This is a genomic window from Xylanivirga thermophila (assembly GCF_004138105.1).
GTDB lineage: Bacteria > Bacillota > Clostridia > Caldicoprobacterales > Xylanivirgaceae > Xylanivirga > Xylanivirga thermophila.
This window is the reverse complement of sequence record NZ_RXHQ01000002.1, coordinates 14067-35235: the sequence shown is the minus strand read 5'-3', so window position 1 is coordinate 35235 and position 21169 is coordinate 14067. Positions and strand designations below refer to the sequence as shown.

Annotated in this window: 16 protein-coding genes; 13 read left to right on the top strand and 3 right to left on the bottom strand. The window is 36.7% G+C overall.

Translation table 11 applies throughout. The features are described from left to right. The first annotated feature begins 12 nt into the window (after window positions 1-12). The 7 genes from EJN67_RS01340 to EJN67_RS01310 all read left to right on the top strand — a co-directional run bounded on the left by EJN67_RS01340 (window position 13) and on the right by EJN67_RS01310 (window position 8597). The gene (locus tag EJN67_RS01340; RefSeq protein WP_129721501.1) at window positions 13-1005 is read left to right on the top strand and encodes a biotin--[acetyl-CoA-carboxylase] ligase; all 993 of its coding nucleotides are present in this window, start codon (window positions 13-15) and stop codon (window positions 1003-1005) included. Then, the gene (locus tag EJN67_RS01335) at window positions 998-1936 is read left to right on the top strand and encodes a P1 family peptidase (protein ID WP_129721500.1); all 939 of its coding nucleotides are present in this window, start codon (window positions 998-1000) and stop codon (window positions 1934-1936) included. Before EJN67_RS01340 ends, EJN67_RS01335 begins: the two co-directional genes overlap by 8 nt. A 161-nt stretch (window positions 1937-2097) precedes the next feature. Next, complete coding sequence (locus EJN67_RS01330) at window positions 2098-2715, top strand: ECF transporter S component (protein WP_129721499.1); 618 nt, start codon at window positions 2098-2100, stop codon at window positions 2713-2715. A 70-nt stretch (window positions 2716-2785) separates the two neighbouring features. Continuing rightward, window positions 2786-3553, top strand: coding sequence for a type III pantothenate kinase (locus EJN67_RS01325; protein ID WP_129721498.1), 768 nt, complete (start codon window positions 2786-2788; stop codon window positions 3551-3553). Window positions 3554-3567: 14 nt separating this feature from the next. Beyond that, a complete protein-coding gene (locus EJN67_RS01320; protein WP_129721497.1) occupies window positions 3568-4890 on the top strand; it encodes an efflux RND transporter periplasmic adaptor subunit in 1323 nt (440 codons plus the stop codon). Then, window positions 4891-7947 carry an efflux RND transporter permease subunit gene (locus EJN67_RS01315; RefSeq protein WP_129721496.1) on the top strand — a complete coding sequence of 1019 codons (3057 nt, stop codon included), beginning with the start codon at window positions 4891-4893 and terminating at the stop codon, window positions 7945-7947. It begins immediately after the preceding gene. Window positions 7948-8078: 131 nt separating this feature from the next. Next, window positions 8079-8597, top strand: a complete 519-nt coding sequence (locus EJN67_RS01310) for a hypothetical protein (RefSeq protein WP_129721495.1) — start codon at window positions 8079-8081, stop codon at window positions 8595-8597. Between the two features lie 48 nt (window positions 8598-8645). On the opposite strand, the gene EJN67_RS01305 is transcribed toward EJN67_RS01310, so the two are convergent. Together EJN67_RS01305 and EJN67_RS01300 are read right to left on the bottom strand one after the other, a co-directional pair. After that, window positions 8646-10430: an ABC transporter ATP-binding protein gene (locus EJN67_RS01305; protein ID WP_129721494.1), complete on the bottom strand. Its 1785-nt coding sequence runs from the start codon at window positions 10428-10430 to the stop codon at window positions 8646-8648. Continuing rightward, a complete protein-coding gene (locus EJN67_RS01300) occupies window positions 10431-12182 on the bottom strand; it encodes an ABC transporter ATP-binding protein (protein ID WP_207207938.1) in 1752 nt (583 codons plus the stop codon). Window positions 12183-12586: 404 nt separating this feature from the next. Here EJN67_RS01300 and EJN67_RS01295 point away from each other — a divergent pair, with 404 nt between their 5' ends. Beyond that, the gene (locus EJN67_RS01295; protein WP_129721493.1) at window positions 12587-13552 is read left to right on the top strand and encodes a sugar phosphate isomerase/epimerase family protein; all 966 of its coding nucleotides are present in this window, start codon (window positions 12587-12589) and stop codon (window positions 13550-13552) included. A gap of 61 nt (window positions 13553-13613) precedes the next feature. Here the strand turns inward: EJN67_RS01295 and EJN67_RS01290 are convergent, their stop codons facing one another. Next, complete coding sequence (locus tag EJN67_RS01290) at window positions 13614-14621, bottom strand: LacI family DNA-binding transcriptional regulator (RefSeq protein ID WP_129721492.1); 1008 nt, start codon at window positions 14619-14621, stop codon at window positions 13614-13616. Window positions 14622-14944: 323 nt separating this feature from the next. Between EJN67_RS01290 and EJN67_RS01285 the strand changes: the two genes are divergently transcribed. From EJN67_RS01285 to EJN67_RS01265, 5 genes are all read left to right on the top strand, one after another. After that, on the top strand, window positions 14945-16339 hold the full coding sequence (locus EJN67_RS01285; protein WP_129721491.1) for an ABC transporter substrate-binding protein: 1395 nt from the start codon (window positions 14945-14947) through the stop codon (window positions 16337-16339). 118 nt (window positions 16340-16457) lie between these two features. Next, window positions 16458-17393 (top strand): carbohydrate ABC transporter permease, encoded by a 936-nt coding sequence (locus EJN67_RS01280; RefSeq protein WP_129721490.1) that lies wholly within the window; start codon window positions 16458-16460, stop codon window positions 17391-17393. Further along, complete coding sequence (locus tag EJN67_RS01275) at window positions 17393-18235, top strand: carbohydrate ABC transporter permease (protein ID WP_129721489.1); 843 nt, start codon at window positions 17393-17395, stop codon at window positions 18233-18235. Before EJN67_RS01280 ends, EJN67_RS01275 begins: the two co-directional genes overlap by 1 nt. Window positions 18236-18252: 17 nt before the next feature. Then, window positions 18253-19809, top strand: a complete 1557-nt coding sequence (locus EJN67_RS01270; protein ID WP_165000673.1) for a DUF4127 family protein — start codon at window positions 18253-18255, stop codon at window positions 19807-19809. Further along, window positions 19809-21161 carry an ADP-ribosylglycohydrolase family protein gene (locus EJN67_RS01265; RefSeq protein WP_129721487.1) on the top strand — a complete coding sequence of 451 codons (1353 nt, stop codon included), beginning with the start codon at window positions 19809-19811 and terminating at the stop codon, window positions 21159-21161. The genes EJN67_RS01270 and EJN67_RS01265 overlap by 1 nt, the downstream gene beginning before the upstream one ends. Window positions 21162-21169 lie beyond the last annotated feature (8 nt).

The following is a 21169-nucleotide window of genomic DNA, read 5'->3' as shown; positions in this document are numbered from 1 at the left end:
GGGGATAGGAAAATGCGAGAAAAAATTTTGGCTATTTTATTAGATAATAAAGGTAAATACATATCCGGTCAGGAGATAAGTGAGGTTGTTGGAGTTACCCGTGCAGCTGTATGGAAGCATATAAAGGGTTTAAGGGAGGAAGGATATTATATAGAATCTGCTACCAAAAAGGGGTATTGCTTAAAAAAAGTACCTGATATATTGGATCCGTTCCTTCTCACTTATGGGTTAAATACTAATCGATTTGGGAAGGTAGTACAGGTATATGATAGTATCAACTCTACCAATATAAAAGCAAAGACATTGGCTCAGGAAGGCTGGCCGGAAGGTACTTTGGTTATTGCAGATCAGCAGACCGGTGGTAGGGGTAGGCTAGATAGGAAGTGGGCATCTCCCGCCGGCAAGGGGGCATGGATGTCCATAATATTGAAGCCTGATTTACTATCACCTAAGGATGCACCTCAAATAACTGCCATGGCTGCTTTGGCAGTGGCTAGGTGCATATACAAGTTGTATGGGATAAAGGTCGATATAAAATGGCCAAATGACATATTGGTAGAAGGTAAGAAATTATGCGGTATACTCACAGAAATCCAGTGTGATCCAGACGTGATACGCTATATAATTGTAGGTATAGGCATAAATGTAAATATAGGTTTGGAAGAGTTTTCAGGTGGTATACGGCATATGGCCACATCCATAGGTATTGAGAAGGGTGAATATGTAAATCGCAACGCACTTATACAGGGTGTAATGGAGGAACTAGAGGAGCTCTATCTTAGCTACATATCCAGTTGTGATTTTGCACCTATACTAGAGGAGTATAAAAAGTGGTGTATAACTATAGGTAGACGGGTAAGGGTAATAGGTACCGATATGGAATTTGAAGGAGAGGCTATAGACTTTACTCCAGAGGGGCATCTTATTATAAAGAAAGATGACGGTACTCTTGAAACGGTGATGTCTGGTGATGTATCCATAAGGGGGCTTACGGATTATGTATGATGGAAAAATAACTGATGTACCCGGTATAGAGGTGGGGCATGCAGAACATAGCTCTAAGAAGACTGGGTGCACTGTAGTGCTTTGTAGAAACGGCGCAGTAGGTGGTGTAGATGTTAGAGGTGCATCTCCCGGGACCAGAGAAACTGATCTCATGCGGCCTACCAATGCGGTGCAAGAGGTGAATGCAGTGTTTCTTACGGGAGGCAGTGCCTTTGGTCTTTCTGTAGGCGATGGTATAATGGAATACCTTGAAGAGCAGGGCATAGGATATGATACTGGAGTAGCCAGAGTGCCTATAGTCCCAGGTGCGGTGCTTTTTGATCTGGCCTATGGGGATTCATCCATAAGACCGGACGCACAAATGGGGTATATGGCATGCAAAAATGCTTCGGCCAAAGAAGTATCTCAAGGTATAGTGGGTGCTGGTGCAGGAGCTACTGTAGGCAAGATACTAGGTATGGATTTTTGCATGAAGGGCGGTATAGGTACTGCCAGTATAAAACTACCAAGCGGTGTAATAGTAGGGGCGATAGTTGCAGTCAATGCATTTGGAGATGTAATAGATATAGAGAATGGCAATATACTAGCAGGTGCAAGGCATCCTGATAACAAAGGGGTATTTTTGAATACAAAGGAATTTTTGTTTAAAAAAGATATGAATATAGAGTTCTCATCTACTAATACTACAATAGGGGTAGTGGCTACCAATGCAAAGTTATCAAAGGAAGGTGCCAACAAGTTGGCTAGTATGGCCCATGATGGATTGGCCATATCAATAAGTCCGGTCCATACTATGGTGGATGGTGATACACTCTTTTGTCTATCTACTGGTGATAAAAAAGAGGATATCAACATATTAGGTATGGCGGCGGTAGAAGTAGTTGCAAGGGCAGTAAACAATGCTTTATTATCTGTAATGCTGAAAAGATAGAATTTTTATTGTATATTAAAACATATTTTGGTACAATATTATCTGTAAATTAAAACTATAGCCGACATCCCATAGGGAGTTGGACTATAGGGATACCATTACAACTTTATATTTTATATACGTCAGGTATCCATTTTGGAACTTGAACGGAGGTGAAAGTGATGAAAATATCTACTCGAAGGCTGGTTGTGATAGGTATGCTAGCTGCCATTTCTATAGTACTTGGCGCCACTCCATTAGGTTTTATTGCCTTGCCTTTTAGTCCCACCAAAGCTACCATAATGCATATACCTGTAATAATAGGGTCTATTATGGAAGGTCCTGTAGTAGGTCTTTTTATAGGTTTGGTGTTCGGTGGATTCAGTATGTATCAGGCGGTGGCCATGCCTACCAGCCCAGCCCAGTTTGTATTCCTAGACCCTATAGTAGCTATTCTTCCAAGACTTTGTATTGCCATTACATCATATTATACCTATGTTGGCATAAAGCGTTTATTCAAGGATAGGGATAGCTCAAAGGGCGCAAAGGGGAGCCATATGCTCGCCAGTGCATTTGCGGGAGCAGTGGGAACCGTTACGAATACAGCAGGGGTACTATCAGCCATCTATTTAAGGCATGGGGTGGAGTATGCTGGCAAGATAGGTATACCAGCTGCGGGACTTGGTAAATTCCTAATAGGCATTGCCGTTACCCACGGCATACCGGAGATAGTGGTGGCAATAGTTATAGTTAGCGCTGTAACAGGGGCATTGCAAAAGATATATAATAAAGGATTTTAATTTGATAGCGAGAAATAAAGGCAGGGATACTATTTCCCTGCCTTTATTTAAGAGCAAAGGAGGAATATATATGATATTTGTAATGGATGTGGGTAATACTGATATAGTTCTTGGGATATATGATAATACAGAATTGGTTGCATACTGGCGTATGGCTACTACACATAATAGATCGGGAGACGAGTTTGGCATGATCATACTTGAGCTTTTTAAGTACAACAATTTATCATATAAGGATGTAGAAGCCATAGTAATATCGTCAGTAGTACCAAATGTAATGTATTCATTGGAGCAGATGTGTGATAAATATTTTAATATAAAGCCCATTGTTGTAGGTCCTGGTATAAAGACGGGAATAAATATATTATATGATAATCCAAAGGAGGTGGGGGCAGATAGGATTGTAAATGCAGTAGCTGGATATGAGAAATATGGGGGCCCCCTTATAATAATAGATTTCGGTACTGCTACTACATATTGTGCCATATCTGAAAAAGGTGAATACTTGGGAGGTTGCATATCCCCGGGCATTATTATATCTACAAATGCATTGTTTGAACATGCGGCAAAGCTACCTAGGGTAGAACTTGTAAAGCCTCAAAATGTTATAAGCAAAAATACTGTGAGCAGTATGCAGGCGGGGATAGTGTATGGGTATGCAGGTCAGGTAAATTATATAGTAAACAAGATGAAAAGAGAGTTAGGTGGCAATGCAAAGGTAATAGCAACAGGAGGTTTAGCGTTTCTTATAGCAGAGGAATCAGGAGTTGTAGATGAGGTTGATGCATTGCTTACCTTAGAAGGCCTAAGGATTATATACGACCGTAATAGGGATTAGAAGGGAGCAGTGGTATGAATAAAAATAAAAAGACGTTATTTTTATCCTGTCTTATTATACTTTTGTTAGTATTATCCTCATGTACATCAAATAAGGAAAATAATCAGGATGAGCAGGTAGAAAATAAGACGGAGGTAGTATCCGTACAAACTCAAGGGGTGGTATTGGGTGATATAGAAGTATTAAGGGAGTTCTCAAGCAAGTTTCAGCCTGTAAAAACCCATGCCGTTATTCCTAAGATGCCTGGCAAATTAAATAAACTTCATGTAAAGGTTGGTCAGGAAGTAAAAAAAGGGGATGTGCTTTTAGAATTAGATACCTCTGAGGTAGAACTTCAGGTTAAGCAGGCCCAGATTGCTTATGATATTGCAAAATTAAACGTTCAGTCGGCAAATGAAAAAAGAGATGGTCTAAATGCAGACAAGAAACGTTTGGATCAGGCTGTTGAAGATATAAAAAATGCTGAATCCCAGATAGATGATGGCATTTTAAAACTTGATGGAGGTATGGCAGATCTTGATAAATTATTAGCAGCAGGGCAAATTGATAAAAAGACATATGAAGTTAAAAAAGGTGCTATTAATAATCAAAAAGAAGAATTACAGGATAAAAGGCGGGAGCTTTATAATCAGCGATCTGAGGTAGAGCAAGGTAGAAAGGCTATAGACAGCGGCATACAATCTATTCCATCAAAAGAGCTCCTTGATCTGCAGCTTGAACAAGCAAAGATAGGGTTAGATATGGCTAATAATACGAAACAAAACCTCAAGATCACATCTCCAATAGATGGGGTAATAGCAACAGTATCGGCAGAAGAAGGGGATATAATAGCCCAGACTATGCCACCTATTACCATAATAGATATTGATACTCTATATTTTAACATAAATGTACCAGATAGTGACATAAACAAGTTAAGAGTTGACCAAGAAGTAAAGGTGCATGTAGATGCATTGAATAAAGACATGGATGGGATAGTAGAGTCCATAAGTCCTGCGATCGATATGAAAACCCAAGCCTTTTTGGTAACTATAAAGGTCAATAACGACGAAAAAAACATAAGGGCGGGTATGTTTGGAAAGGCTAATATAATCCTTGATAGGAAAGAGCAAGTGATTACCATCCCTAAAAATACTGTTATAATGCAAGGTGGGAAAAATTATGTGTTTATAGTGGATAATGATACGGCCTATAGGCGGGAGATAGGGACGGGACTTGATGATGGCGAAAATGTAGAGGTGCTATCGGGGATAAGCCAGGGAGATAATGTAGTAGTTAAAGGTCAGGACTATTTAAAAGATGGCGTAAAGGTCAATATTGTAAGAGGTGAACAATAAATGAGTTTATCAGATGTAAGTATTCGCAGACCCGTTACCATATTTATGTTGGTATGTATAGTCCTCATATTGGGTTCTGTATCTTTAAGCAGACTTAATGTGGATCTTTTGCCATCTATAGAGCTTCCAATTTCGGTAGTATCTACACAATACAGTGGAGCAGGCCCTAAAGAGGTAGAATCAATTGTTACAAAAAATATAGAGAACGTAATGGCTACGGTCAACAATGTAAAATCTATACGCTCCATATCCTCTGAAGGCAGTTCATTAGTAATATTGGAATTCAACTATGGAACGGATATGAATTTTGCTACTTTGAACATGAGGGAAAAACTCGATCTCATAAAGGGTATGTTCCCAGATGGCGTTTCCAATCCCATGGTTATAAAATTGGATCCAAATATGCTGCCCATAATGGCGTTGGGTGTATCAGAGGAAGGGAAGGCGCCGTCCCAATTAAAAACGTGGGTAGATGAAACATTAAAGCCTAGGTTAGAGCGTATTGAAGGGGTAGCCTCAATAAGTATATATGGCGGGAGTCAGGATGAAATAAAAGTAATAGTTGATCCTGACAAACTGGCTAGTAATGAAGTGGCTATGAATACCATTATAAATGCTATACGCATGGAAAATATAAGCGCACCTGGGGGTATCATATCCGATGGAAGCTATGATTTACTTGTGAGAACCACTGGCACCTTTACCAGCATAGATGATATAAAAAAGCTACCCATCACCAATGGCCAAGGCTCAATGTTTTTACTGGGAGATTTGGCATCTATTGAAGAGAGCACTGCGAACCAAAAACAGTATTCAAAGATAAATGGCAAGGACAGCTTGTCCATATCCATTCAGAAGGAAAGTGGGGCCAATACGGTCAGGGTAGTAAAAATGCTTAACAAGGAGCTTAAAAATATAAGATCTGAATATGGTGATGTAAATATTACCACTGTATTGGATCAGTCTACATATATAAATAAATCCATATCCACGGTAGTAAAAAATACACTATTGGGTGGCGCATTAGCCATATTAATATTATTTATATTTCTTAAAGATTTTAGACCTGCATTAGTTATAGGGTTATCCATTCCTATTTCCATAGTGGCTACCTTTATACTCGTATATTTTTCAGGGGTCACTCTTAATATGGTATCTCTAGGAGGTTTAGCATTGGGCGTAGGTATGTTGGTGGATAACTCCATAGTGGTACTGGAGAATATATATAGGATGCGACAGGATGGTTATATGCCAATGGAGGCAGCAAAGCAGGGTGCAAATCAGGTATCTATGGCAATAATTGCTTCTACTCTTACTACCATATGTGTATTTTTACCCATTGTCTTTGTTCAGGGATTGACAGCCCAAATATTTAGGGAAATGGCACTTACGGTTACATTTTCATTGTTGGCTTCTTTAATAGTTGCCCTTACTTTGGTGCCACTTTTATCTGTAAAACTTACAGGGCGCATGACCTCTGAAAAACGGAATAAGACATTTGATAGGCTACACGGTTATTATGAACGGGCACTTGGAAGGGCGTTAAAGCACAGAGGCTGGGTGGTAATTGTAACCATACTGCTATTTGTATCTAGCATATTCATGGTGGTATTTGAGGGAAGAGAATTTTTCCCACTTACCGATACTGGTCAGATAGATATAACGGTTAAGATGCCCCGTGGTACTAGATATGAAGAAACAATAGAATCTATGGGTAAATTAGAGGATATAGTTTCAAATATACCTGAAGCAGATACGGTATACTCCAGTATAGGCGGAGGAATGATGGGCGATCTTGCAAGTGGAGCGACAAATGATAGAGGCAGTATCACGCTTATTTTGAAGCCCATATCTGAGAGAAAGCGGAGCAGCCAGGATGTAGGAGATGAAATAAGAAAGAAGACGGCAGACATACCTGGATGTGAGGTTCAGGTAACGGATGCATCTTCTATGATGGGAGCAGGAGTAGGGGGAGCTGTTTCACCTGTCTCTGTCAGTATAAAGGGCGAAGATCTGGATCAATTAAAAAAGATAGGAAATGATATTAAAGACATAGTGGAGGGTGTGTCTGGTACTCGTGAGGTACGTTCAAGCTTTGCAGAAGGTATGCCCGAACTTAAGGTGGTTATTGATAGGCAAAAAGCCAGCCAATATGGTATAAATGTAGCTGTAGTATCGTCCACAGTCCAAAGCTATATACAAGGTACAGTAGCTACTCGATATAAGACAGGCGGGAGCGAAATAGATGTTAGGGTGCAAACGCCCAATAAAGAGATGCTAGATGTAAAAGCTATGGAGGATGTCATAATAGCTTCACCTTTAGGCTTTATGGTACCATTAAAGGAAATAGCTAGTTTTGAATATGATAGGGGACCTGTGGAAATTGAAAGGGCAAACCAGACCAGGGTTGTTACGGTATCAAGTTCAATTAGTGGGCGGGCGCTTAGTAGTGTTATGGATGAAATACAAAAAAAGCTTGAGGCATATGATATACCAGCTGGTTATACTGTAGAATTTGGAGGAGATGTAGAACAATTAAATGAAGCGTTTTCAAATCTCAGACTTGCGCTTATACTGGGTATAATACTTGTGTATATGGTGATGGCGGCACAATTTGAATCTTTTATCCATCCATTTATTATAATGTTTACAGTCCCTCTGGCATTTACCGGAGCTTTTATAGGGCTCTTTATGAGACATATATCCCTTAGTGTGCCAGCATATCTTGGTATGATCATACTTACTGGTATAGTGGTTAACAACGGGATTGTGCTGGTTGATTATATAAATATGCTAAGGGAGGAAGGTATGTCTAGAGATGAAGCAGTACAAAAAGCTGCGCCTACCAGGCTGAGACCTATTCTTATGACTAGTATGACTACTGTATTAGGATTGTTTCCATTATCCCTTGGTATAGGGGAGGGTGCAGAATTTCAAATGCCATTAGCAGTATCTGTTATAGGAGGTCTAATTCTGTCCACTCTGCTTACTTTGATTGTTGTACCTGTCATATATACAATCTTTGATGATATGGTAAGCAAATTTAAAAGGGTATAATCAATATGGCTGCCTTAAAATCAAAAGGCAGCTTTTTTCTTTCCAGTCTTGTAGATATTGCTCATTTCGTGTTATTATTATAGTATTCTACGAAATTTTTATAAATAGTGCATGTGAGAGGGGAATATGATTTGGATACGTTAGCAAGGATTTTGTTGTACATAGCCAAAAGATTTACAGGGATTATAGTGTTTATATTGGTTGTCCTGCTGGTAATATCTATATCCTATGATTGTTCTAATATATTTATAACACTAAATGAAGGATTAAATGCAAGGACTGATGTGGTATTTGGAAATAAAGAGATTACTTCCTTGAATAAGTTCTTTACTCCGTCATTTTTAAGTAGTGATCCTATGTTGGTTACTAACCCATACGAAGAGTATGTAATAAATGATTACGATTATAGACTGAAGGTAGTAAAATGGTGGGCGTGGCCATGGAGTAATACTGGTAAGGCTACTATACAGGAGATTGTACCTAAAATACGTGGTGAACTTAGGGATCGCGATGACGATGAGGAACCTACAAATCCGCCTAAGTGGCAAAATGGTGAAAAAGTTATTATTCTCAAAAAAAGTTATGGAAATTGGAGAATAGATAATATTGTATTCAAGAAATCCCTTGATAAATTTACTAACAAAAAGTAAAAAATTAATGGGACTGAGGTCTATATAGACGTCAGTCCCATTAATTTTTTATACAGCTTTTAAATATCTATATTGTGCCTGACAAAGATCATAGTATATACCCTTTTCCTTCAATAATTCATCATGGGTACCACTTTCCATTATCTGGCCATTATCTATTACCATTATCCTATCTGCCTGTCTTATGGTAGATAGCCTATGGGCAATGACAAATGATGTTCTGCCTTCTAATAGTCTTTCTAGTGCCTTTTGTATAAGTATTTCAGTCTGGGTATCTATACTAGAGGTAGCTTCGTCAAGTATAAGTATTTTAGGGTCTGCTAAAAGGGCACGGGCGAAGGAGATGAGTTGTCTTTCGCCTACCGATAATCTAGAACCCCGCTCGCTCACTTCAGTATAATATCCATTTTCCATTTTTGATATAAATTCATGGGCATGCACAGCCTTTGCTGCTTCTATGATTTCTTCGTCTGTAGCATCTAGTTTACCGTATCTTATGTTATCCAATATGGTGCCAGAGAATATGAAACTGTCTTGCATCATTACGCCCATCTGTTCCCTTAGTGATCGAAGGTTAACACTTTTTATATCATATCCGTCTATTAACACAGCTCCTTCAGTAGGGTCATAAAATCGACTGACTAGGTTTATTATGGTGCTTTTACCTGCGCCGGTAGGACCTACTAATGCTATTGACTGTCCAGGCTGTACCGTAAAACTTACATTCTTTAAGATGGTCTTTTCATTGTCATAGCTGAATGTTACGTTGTCGAATTCTACCTTACCCTGGATATAAGGCATTTTTATTGCATCAGGCAACTCTTTTATATCTGTAGGTGTATCCATTATCTCAAAAATTCTTTCGGTAGATGCCATGGCTACCAGAATGGAATTATAGAAATTTGAGATGTTATTGAGAGGTTCCCAAAACCTACCGAGATACCATATGATGGCCATTAATGTACCTAGGGTAATTTCTTCAGTTCTCATCATGTTTATACCAAAGTGGTATATGAGGACAGTACCTACAGTAGATACTAGATCTATGGCAGGCCAAAAGAGTGTATTTATCCTTATGGCACTCATCCATGACTGCTTTATATCATTGTTTAAATCCACGAATATCTGTTCATTTTCCTTTTCTCTTACGAATGCCTGAGTAACCCTCATGCCTGAAAGGCTTTCGTGGAGGTAGGCATTCATATTTGAATGTTTTTTTCTTACTTCTTGCCAACGATACCTTATTATCTTTTTTAATCTAAAGACTATCAGCATGATAAAGGGTATGGTAGATAATGATATTAATGTCAGTTTTATATTGATGGAGAGCATAATGATTATGACTAGTATTAAGGTGATAAAGTCTATCAATACATTTATGACTCCATCTGTAAAGAGGCCATTTAGGGAGTTTACATCATTTATTACCCTTACCATTATCTTGCCGGCAGGACGGCTATCGAAGAATGAAAAGGATAATTCCTGTATATGGTCGAACAAATCCTGCCTAAGGTTTGCAATGGCCTTTCTTCCTGCCACATCCATTATGCGTACCCTGTATTTTAGACAGACAGCATACAGTCCATTTGCAACAAAAAAGAGTAGTAGTATCCATTGCAATCCTTCAAGCTTACCAACACGTATATGATTATCCAAGGCTAATTTTATAAGATATGGCCCTGCCAGGTTTGCCAGAGACGCTATTATCATGAGGACAAAGGCTATAGATACCTGCTTTTTAAAGGGCTTCATATAGCTTAATAATCTTTTAAATTGGTTAGCGTTAAAAGGTCTTTCAACTGCTTCATCTTCTAAAATCTTATTTTGAGCCATTTATATCACCTGCTCTTTATAATTTAATTGTTCAAAATCTTTATATTGGTCTTTATACATTCCGTAGTAACGGCCTTTTTTAGCCAATAGCTCATCATGGGTTCCCCGTTCTACTATGCTGCCTTGATCTAATATAATTATTTCATCGGCATTTTTAACAGAGGATATCCTATGGGCTATAATAAAGGTAGTTTTCCCTTTCATATTCTTTTCCAATTCCCTCTGTATATTAAACTCAGTCTCCATATCTACACTAGAGGTACTGTCATCTAGTATGAGTATTTTAGGGTTTTTAAGGATAGCTCGGGCGATTGCTATACGCTGCTTTTGACCACCTGAGAGTCCCGTTCCCCTCTCACCTACTACTGTATCATAGCCATCAGGCATTTCCATTATGAATTCGTGTGCTTCGGCTATCTTTGCTGCCTTTATAATTTCATCAAAGGATGCATCAGGACGACCAAACGCAATATTTGCCTTAATGGTATCAGAAAACAGGAAGGTTTCTTGCATTACGTAACCTATCTCCCGCCTTAAATTCTTGAGTTTGTAATCCCTCACATCTATGCCATCTACTGTTATCCTACCTTGACTACAATCATAGAATCGACCTATGAGGTTTATTATTGAAGTTTTTCCACTGCCGGTGGGACCCATTATTGCTATAGTCTTTCCTGGAGGGGCATCAATTTCTATATTATGTAATACTTCATCATCCTTGTACTTAAAGGATACATTTTCAAACCTTACATGGCCATGAAATTCCTCAGGAAATACGGCATTTGGTTTTTCTTTTATTGAAGAGCCAAGATCAAGATAGTAAAATATTTTTTCCCCAGACGATATGGCCTGTTCAAGCATATTTATTAGCCAACCAACCATACGCATAGGGCCGGTAATCATCCATATATAACCGGTAAATGCTAAAAGAGTACCTAATGATATTTCACCCTTTACTACCATGCTCCCGCCGAAGCCTAAAAGTACCACAGGACTTAGGCTGCTTATAAAGTCCATGAAAGGTATATATTTGGACCATATAAAGGTGGCATTTATGTTTTTATCCAATTGTTTTATATTCTCTCTGGAGAATGCGTCTTTTTCATATTCTTCCCGGGCGAATGCCTTTACTACCCTGACGCCAGAAATATTTTCTTGGGTACGGGTATTTAGCACAGCATTTTGTTCCCTAATCTCGTCAAACGCTGGACGGATCATCTTATCGAATTTTCTTGCGACAAATGCTAAAATGGGAGTAGTTATGATAACTATTAAAGTAAGTTTTACATTCATTGCAAACAGTATGCATAATGCTCCCACAAAATAGATAAGATTTTCGAGGAGTGTGATGGCACCACCGGCTACAAAATTTCTAATGCCATCTATATCCCCAGTCATACGTGACATTATCTCTCCTATACGATTCTCATCATAGAACTTATAAGGTAGTTCTTGTAAATGAGCGAATAGTTGATGCCTAAGATCAAACACCAGATTTTGTGAGATATCCTCAAAGAGATACGAACGTGCATATATAAGCACTCCACGTACTATACTCAGTATGATGAGGAGCCATAGAACTTTAGGCAATATCTCTACTTTTCCATCTTTTATGACATCATCGGCGATGATCTTGGTCAAATAAGGAGTGACAAGTCTTGTAGACATCACAATAATTAAGAGGGCTACAGCTCCTGCAGTCCTCTTCCTATACTTGGCCATAAGACCGAATATTCTTTTTAAAATGTACAAAAGGAATACCCCCTAACATAAAAATATGTATTATACCATTTTGTACTATATTATAGTGGTTTTAGCCATTCGTCAAAGTAAAAAAACAGTCATATATGAGTAAATTAGTAATAGAGCAGTCCTCTGGTTTAATCTTCTAGTTAAGTATGCTAAATAATCAAAATAATGCAATATTCCTTATGCACCTATTTATGTTGCTTTTTAGATGTATATGTAGAGCGCCATGTATGCTGAAAAGCAGTATATAAAGGATTTATAGGTAAAAATATAAATCCAAAAATAGTTTATATAACTCTAAAAATAGTTGATGATATAACCTGTATATGGGATAAAATAAAAGTAACAGCAGTGTATAAAGTTTATTTTTAAGCATAAAGATATAATATTTAAGAGGAGGCGTTTTTATGAAGCTAGGTGTTTTTACTGTGCTTTTAGGTGATAAAAGTTTAGAAGAGGCATTAAAATATTTATCTAATTCTGGTGTGCAGGCTGTAGAATTGGGAACAGGTGGATTTCCAGGTACCGCCCATGTAAACCCGGATGATCTTTTGGATAACCCCGCAAAGATTAATGAACTTAAGGATCTTATAAATAAGTATAATATGGAAATAAGTGCCCTTAGCTGCCATGGCAATGCTGTGCATCCCCAAAAAGAAGTGGCTGCAAAATTCCAGAAGGATTTTGAAAAGACAGTGCTTTTGGCAGAACAGATGGGATTACACAGAGTAAATACATTTTCCGGTTGCCCTGGGGATTCTGAAGGTTCCAAATATCCAAATTGGGTAGTGTGCCCATGGCCTGACGATTTTTTGACCATTTTAGATTATCAATGGAATGAAGTGCTTATTCCCTATTGGGAGAAGGCTGTAAAATTTGCAAATGATCATGGAGTCAACCAAATATGCCTTGAGATGCATCCAGGATTCTGTGTATATAATCCTGAAACACTTCTCAAACTTCGTGATGCGGTAGGAGATACGATTGGTGCCAATTTTGATCCTAGTCATCTTTTCTGGCAGGGAATAGATCCGGTGGCAGCTATAAGAAAGCTTGGTCCTGCTATATATCACTTCCATGCAAAGGATACAAAGATAGATCCTATAAATGCACCTATAAATGGCGTATTAGATACAAAACATTATGGGGATGAGATAAATAGATCATGGGTATTCCGTTCAGTGGGGTATGGACATGACTATCAGGTATGGAAGGATATAGTTAGTAATTTGCGCATGGTAGGCTATGACTATGTACTTAGTATAGAGCATGAGGACAGCTTAATGACTCCAAACGAGGGTCTGCAAAAAGCTATTGCGTTTTTAAAGGATGTAATGACATTTGAAGATAAGGGTGCCATGTGGTGGGCGTAAACAGATAGTAACGAAGATTTAATATAGATGCTATGCACCGGTTATAAAAAGAGATGGTATATTAAACAGTACCATCTCTTTTTATAACCGATTCTCTAATCATTAAGTGGTTTTGCTTTAACACAATCTGATCAGGTTTATATTTCTTATCTTTAATCATATTTAATAGCATTTTTGCAGCTTCTTTTCCTATATCATATATAGGTTGATTTACAGTAGTAAGGGGTGGACTGGTATGGCATGCAATCTCTAAATTATCATAACCTATTACAGATACTTGTTCCGGTACTTTAATGCCTTTATCCTGTAAAGCTCTAACAACCCTTATTGCTTCTTGATCTCCACCTACAAAAATGGCGTCTGTCTTGGAGTTTTTAAATATAAATTCCAATCGATATTCCAGATCCCTATCATTTAAAATATATGAGTCCGTTATATTGAATGGATGTAATTTCAATCCATGATCGTTTAATGATTTTTTTGCACCTTCATATCTATCCCTGTGATCCATATAGTGCATATCAGCCATTACAAGTAATATATTTTTATGTCCAAGTTTTATTAAATGTTCTATTGCTTTGTATGCACCATGAAAATTATCGCTTCTTACGCTGCCTATGTATTTGGGGTCAAGTTCATTCCCAGTTACGACAATAGGAATATATTTTGCCAGCTCTTTTATATACATGTCATCCAGAGTAGAGGAAATAAATATTCCTCCGCTTATCCTCCTTTGTATACAAAAATTTAAAAAATCTATCCCTTTTTTAGGAATTTTGGTAGAGGGTATTAACGTAAGGCTTAAATCATTATTAAATAAGATATTACTTATACCGCTTAGTATAAGTGAAGTATAAGGGTTTGATATCTCTGTATTATTATTGGATATAAAGATTCCTATATTATCTATTGTTTGTGCAGCAGCAATTTTGGGTTTAAAATCTTTTTCTTGTATTAAACGAAGAACCTTTTCCCTTGTCTCATCACTTACATCACTTTTACCATTTATTACTCTAGATACGGTAGCTATGGAGACCCCGGCTTCTAATGCAATTTCCTTTATATTCAAAGTATCACCTCGTGTTTTGTATAGAATTTATAAAGTACCGTAAATATAACGCAATATTTTGTATTAATCAGTTTATTCTATATATATTACTGGTATCACTTTTTTATGAATGATTAGTCACTTCAATTTACCAGTATTAGATCTATTAAATAAAAATTTCCGTAACTTTTACGTAAAAATGAGTAATTTTATTATCACAAATAGAATATATTTATAACGAAAATAGAAATGTATTCAATATTAAAGATAAGTGAAGGGGGGCCTGCAATACAAAAATTATAATGTTTTGTTTTTAAAATAAAAATATAAATGGGGGGTCAAAGATGTTAAAGGGGAAAAGTAAAAGGTTTATTTCTATATTGCTAGTTATAATTATGATAATCGCATTTCCTTTGGTAGGTTGCGAGAAAAAAGAGGATACTTCGGAAGATGGCTCCAAAGAGGAGAAACAAGAAATTGCAAGTGAAAATAAAAAAGAGGACGAAAAGCCCGATGAAAAGGAGCAAGAAAAATCTAAGGTAGTTTTTTGGTACCTTTGGGGAGGCGAAACGGGCAAATGGGTACAAAACCGCGTAGATCATTTTAATGAAAGTCAAGATAAATACTTCGTGGAAGGCTTATCAGTACCTGACAAGCAAAAAATAATAGTAGCCATTTCAAGTGGTAGTGGTCCTGATCTTACAGATGATTTTAGTAATTTCGTGGCTGATTATGCTGAAAAAGGAGTTGCAGAGCCCCTTGATGATTACATACAAAAAGATAATGATGAGTTTAAGATAGATGATTTTATACCAATGGCCCTTGAAAGTTGTAAATATGACGGAAAAACTTATGCTATACCATGTAGTATTAACTTTATGATGCTTTTTTATAATAAAAAATTATTTAATGAGGCTGGATTGGAAGGACCTCCTAAAACAGATAAGGAATTATTAGAATATGCAATTAAATTGACAAAGGTAAATGATGACGGAACTATCGATGTATTGGGATTTCCGGATTTTCCTATAGTATATTATCTAGGACCTATGTCGGCTGCATTTGGTGCTCAGTTAATCTCTGAAGATGGGAAAACTTTAACCCCGGATAATCCGGGTACATTAAGAGCATTAAACTTAATCGTTGAATATATTAAAAAATTTGGATATGATAACGTAGCAAAATTTAGAGCCGCAGGTAAATATTTAGATGCAACAGATCCTTTCTTTACAGATAAACAGGCAATGAGAATAGACGGTATGTGGTTAGGTAGCAAGGTAAGAACGGAGTTAAAGCTTTCAAAAGAAGATTTTGATTATGGAATAGCCCCATTACCATATCCAGAAGGACATCCAGAATTGGAACTTGGAAACAGCATCTCATGTTCAATGTACTATATACCCAAGAATGCAAAGAACAAGGAGGGGGCATGGGAATATTTGAAATGGGCAATGGGAGAAGAGGAATGCCAAGTAATTAACCCAGTTGCTGCAGGATTCCCTACAAGATTTTCATCTGTTAATGCTCCTATTTTTCAAGAGGTTATAGATTTTCCTGAGTTTTCTGTAATGGCAGATAGCAAAAACTTAAGGTTGTTTCCTGCATTGTCTATACAAAACAAATATAATGAAATTATTGACGAAGAAGCGGAATTAGTCATGAATTTGAAAAAATCTCCTGAAGAAGCTATGAAAGATGCAGCCAAAAAGGCAAATGAATTGATGAAAGAATTAAAATAGATTAAATCCTTTGTAAGGATCAGTTTTAAATCTTCAGAAGGCCTATAGGCCTTCTGAAGATTTAGATACTAAAAAGTTCTTTAATCAACGGGTAAATATCAGGAGGAGGGGTAGAGAGATGGCAAAGGTAAAATCATCAATGAGTAGTACAAAAAAGCGTTATGCAATTATAGGATTTTTGTTTGCAAGCCCGTGGATAATAGGGTTTATAATTTTTCAATTGTATCCCATTGCTATTTCTATATACAATAGCTTTACAGATTTTAATATTTTTCAGACAGCTAAATGGATAGGCTTAAAAAATTATATAGAATTGTTTCGTGATGAAAAGTATTTTAAAAGTTTATATAATACAATGTATATGACATTAATTGGAACTCCTATTACATTGCTTGCAGGATTAATTTCGGCAATTTTATTAAATACAAAGGTCAAGGGTATGTCTTTTTTCAGAACAGTATTTTATATCCCTAATATTGTACCTGCAATTGCATCCGCAATGCTTTGGCTATGGATATTAGATCCTCAATATGGTCTCATTAACACCATTCTTAGACAGCTAAGTCTTCCTCAACCTAATTGGTTGGTAGATCCAAAATTAACAAAGCCATCTATGATATTGATGAGCATATGGAGAACAGGCGGGATAATGATTATTTTTCTCGCTGCGTTACAGGATGTGCCAAAGTCATTATATGAGGCCGCTGAGGTTGATGGTGCGAGTAGATGGAGTAGATTTATTCACATTACATTACCATGTATATCACCAATAATACTATATCAGTTGATTATGGGGGTTATCACCAATCTACAGTCTTTTAGTGAAGTATATATACTCTCAAGAGCAAATAAGACAGGATTGAATGAAGCAAGTGGAGGACCGGAGAATTCACTTTTATTTTACTCACTCTATCTTTATCAAAATGCCTTTTACTACTTTAAGATGGGAAAGGCTTCAGCACAGGCATGGATTATGTTCATCATTGTTGCGTTAATAACTTGGTTAATATTTAATACTTCCCATAAATGGGTAACGTATGGAGGCGAAGAATAATGGGGGTAAAGAGCAAGACGAAGAAAAATGCTTATAATATAATAATTTATATTATATTAATTCTTTTTAGCATAATTTTTTTAGTTCCATTTTTATGGATGTTATCTACTTCCTTAAAATCTCCGCAAGAAGCGTGTTCAACAGTACTTAATCTTATTCCCAAAAAACCACGTTGGGCCAATTATGTTGAAGTGTTTCAAAAAATACCGTTTTTACGTTATATATTTAATACATTATTTATAACGATTATTAGCGTTATTGGACATGTACTGACAGGATCCATGGTAGCATATTCAATGTCTAAAATAGATTGGTGGGGGAAAAAATATATCTTTCCGATTATATTAGCTACTATGATGATACCATACCAAGTTACAATGATTCCAGTTTATATGATATGGTTAAAGCTTGATATGGTAGGTACTTTTGCTCCCCTTACTATCCCAACATTTACTGGAGGAGCGTTTTATATCTTTTTATTGAGACAGTTTTTTATGACTATTCCAAATTCTATTGTGGATTCTTCCAGATTAGACGGTGCATCAGAAACAAGGATTTTTTGGCAGATAATGTTGCCACTTTGTAAACCTGCTATAGCATCAGTTGCAATCTTTTCCTTTTTAAATGCGTGGTCGGATTTTTTAGGTCCCCTTTTATATTTAAATAAGCCGGAGAAGTATACTTTATCTCTAGGGTTGCATGCCTTTTTAGAAGAACATACAGTACAATGGGGACTATTAATGGCAGCTTCAACTATGTTTACTGTCCCTATTATTATTATATTCTTTTTGTTCCAAAAACAATTTATAGAAGGTATTACATTGACAGGTATAAAGGGCTAAATAGGAGAGTGATAAAATTGACGAAGAACATACTTTATATACCCCTCGATGAAAGACCATGTAATTATAAGTATCCTCAACTATTAGCTGATATGGTTGATGATATAAATTTATTAGTGCCTCCAATAGAATATATGGGTAAGAAAAAGCAACCGGCTGATATGGAAAAGTTATGGGCATGGGTATTTGAAAATGCAGCTGATTGTGATTATGCGATTCTATCGATTGATACGTTAGTATATGGTAATATAATCAATTCTCGTATCCACCATTTAACTTTTGAGCAAGCTGAAAATTATTTAAACAATATAAAAAAGATAAAAGATATAAATCCAATGATAGAAATACATGCATTCAATCTTGTTGCACGGGTAGCAAATAGTAACAATGATTCGGAGGATCCAGATTATTGGAAAACATATGGCACAAGGATATGGAGATATGCATATTTAATGGATAAAATACATAGAAAGTGTGCATCAATATCTGAAGAGCAAGATCTTGAGTTATTAGAAGAGGAGATCCCCAATGAATATATGGATGATTTTTTATCCCGTAGGAAAATTAACAGGTATGTCAATCTAATGTGTATAGACATGGTCAAAAGTTCTATTATTGATTATTTAGTCATTCCTAAAGATGATACGGCGGAATACGGATTTGCCGCGCTAGATCAGATGAAAATTGCAAAAAAAATCACGGAATACAATATTATGCACCGAATAATGGTATATCCAGGAGCGGATGAAGTAGGATGTGTTTTGTTTGCACGTATATTTAATGGGGTCAAAAGGTATATTCCAAAGATACATATACATTATTCCTCCGTATTAGGCCCGTCAATTGTGCCTAAATATGAGGATAGGCCATTACACGAGGGTATAAAAGCACAGATAGCTTCTTTAGGGGGTATATGCGTTAATGATGCACAAAATTCTGATTTGCTACTTGCAGTGCATTCGCCAGGAAAATATATGATTGAATCTTTTGATCAATACGCTAAGGACATTACCTTTTTTAGTTATAATAACCTTCATGAGTTTTTATCGTATATAAAGTATTATATAGAAACATTTCAAAAACCGTGTGCTATTGCCGATGTAGCCTTTGCAAATGGTGCAGATAATGACCTTATGCTATATGCAAATGAATTGGGAATACTTGAGAACATTTGTGCATATGGTGGATGGAATACTGCTCAAAATACGATTGGCGTGGTACTATCTCAGGCAGTTATTTATAGTTATTATAATGAGTTTAAAGGCGGTAGGGGGGAAAATCAAAAATCGGAGCAGTTGCTTGTTAGAAAGTTGATTGAAGATTGGCTGTTTCAATCAAATGTCTTGCATCAAATGATTAAGCAAAAAGATACCTTTTCATATATTGATCCCTATGATGTAGGAGATTATAGAGATGAAGTAAGCATGTATATTTTAGAGTGTCTACAAGAAGAGGTAAAGGAGAAGTTTAATGGAGAATTTTGTGGCAAAAAGATCGAGATAGAAAAATTAAAATTGCCTTGGAACAGGATTTTTGAAATTGATTTTAATATTAGGTTTGGGGAGGGGATATAATGTTGCCATCTTATGAGTTTTTTCGCAAAACTTTGGAATTGGTGCTGAAAAACAAGGATGAACAGGGTTACATGGTGTTTGATTTATACAAAGAACTGTATAGTCTTCCTGATAGTTATGATGCATTAAATGAATTTGCCAGAAAGATACTAAGAGCTCCTTTAAGGGATGAATGGTCCTATGTGGAGCCAAATAATCTTGATGAAATTTGGGAAGAGTGTAATGCTAACAGACCATTAGATAAAATTGGGGAAATAGATATAGCGGATATTTCAAAACGTGTGGAAACGGCATTTTATGGATCGGTTTGCGGATGCATGCTTGGTAAGCCTATTGAAGAATTTCCTTTTCCCACATTGTATGAAATAAAATCTGCATTGGAGAAAGCTAATGAATGGCCACTAAATGATTATATCTCGGAAGAAGTTCTTGAAGAGCTCGGAAGGCGCAATATATCATGGGATGAAACAACCAAAGGTAGAATTAATTATGTGGCACCTGATGATGATATTACCTATAGCATTATAGGGATGTTGCTAATAGAAGAGTATGGTAGATATTTTACCAAGGAGCATATTAAATCCATCTGGCTGGAGAATTTACCTATATACACGACTTGGGGACCAGAGCGGACTCTGTTGTTAAAATCAGGTATTTCATCTGTGTATCCTGATTGCAGTTATGATATGGACGATTGGGTCAATGTTTTTAATCCCAATGATGAGAGGTGTGGTGCATTGATACGGGCCGATGCTTATGGATATGCCTGTTCAGGGAGACCAGCACTTGCTGCTGAGTTGGCATGGGTAGATGCAAGTTGGACACATAGGCGAACGGGGATATATGGTGCTATGTTTGTTGCTGCAGCTATTGCATCGGCACCTTTTATGAAAGATCCCCTAGATATTTTTGATATGGCATTGAAGTTTATTCCACAAAATAGTCGTTTTTATAAAATTGCATCCGATTCTTTAAATGAAATTGATAAGGCAAAGGATTGGTTAGATGGATATAAAAGGATTCATAATAGATATAAAAAATATACCGCATGTCAAATTTATCAGGAGATAGGTACTCTTATGAACACCCTTAAGTTCGCAGAGGATATTGGAGATGGTATATGCAAGCAAGTGTCCCAAGGTAATGATACGGATAGCTTCGGTGCTACTTCTGGGTCAATATTAGGTGCATACTTTGGACCGGATTATTTGGATAAACGCTGGGTGGAGGTTTTTAATGATGATATATATACTACAATGAGTGGATTTAGAGAGAGAAAATTATCAAATATAGCAAAGCGAATGGCAAAATTACCACAATTAATCGATCAAGAGTTAGCATTAGATCAATAGATTTATCC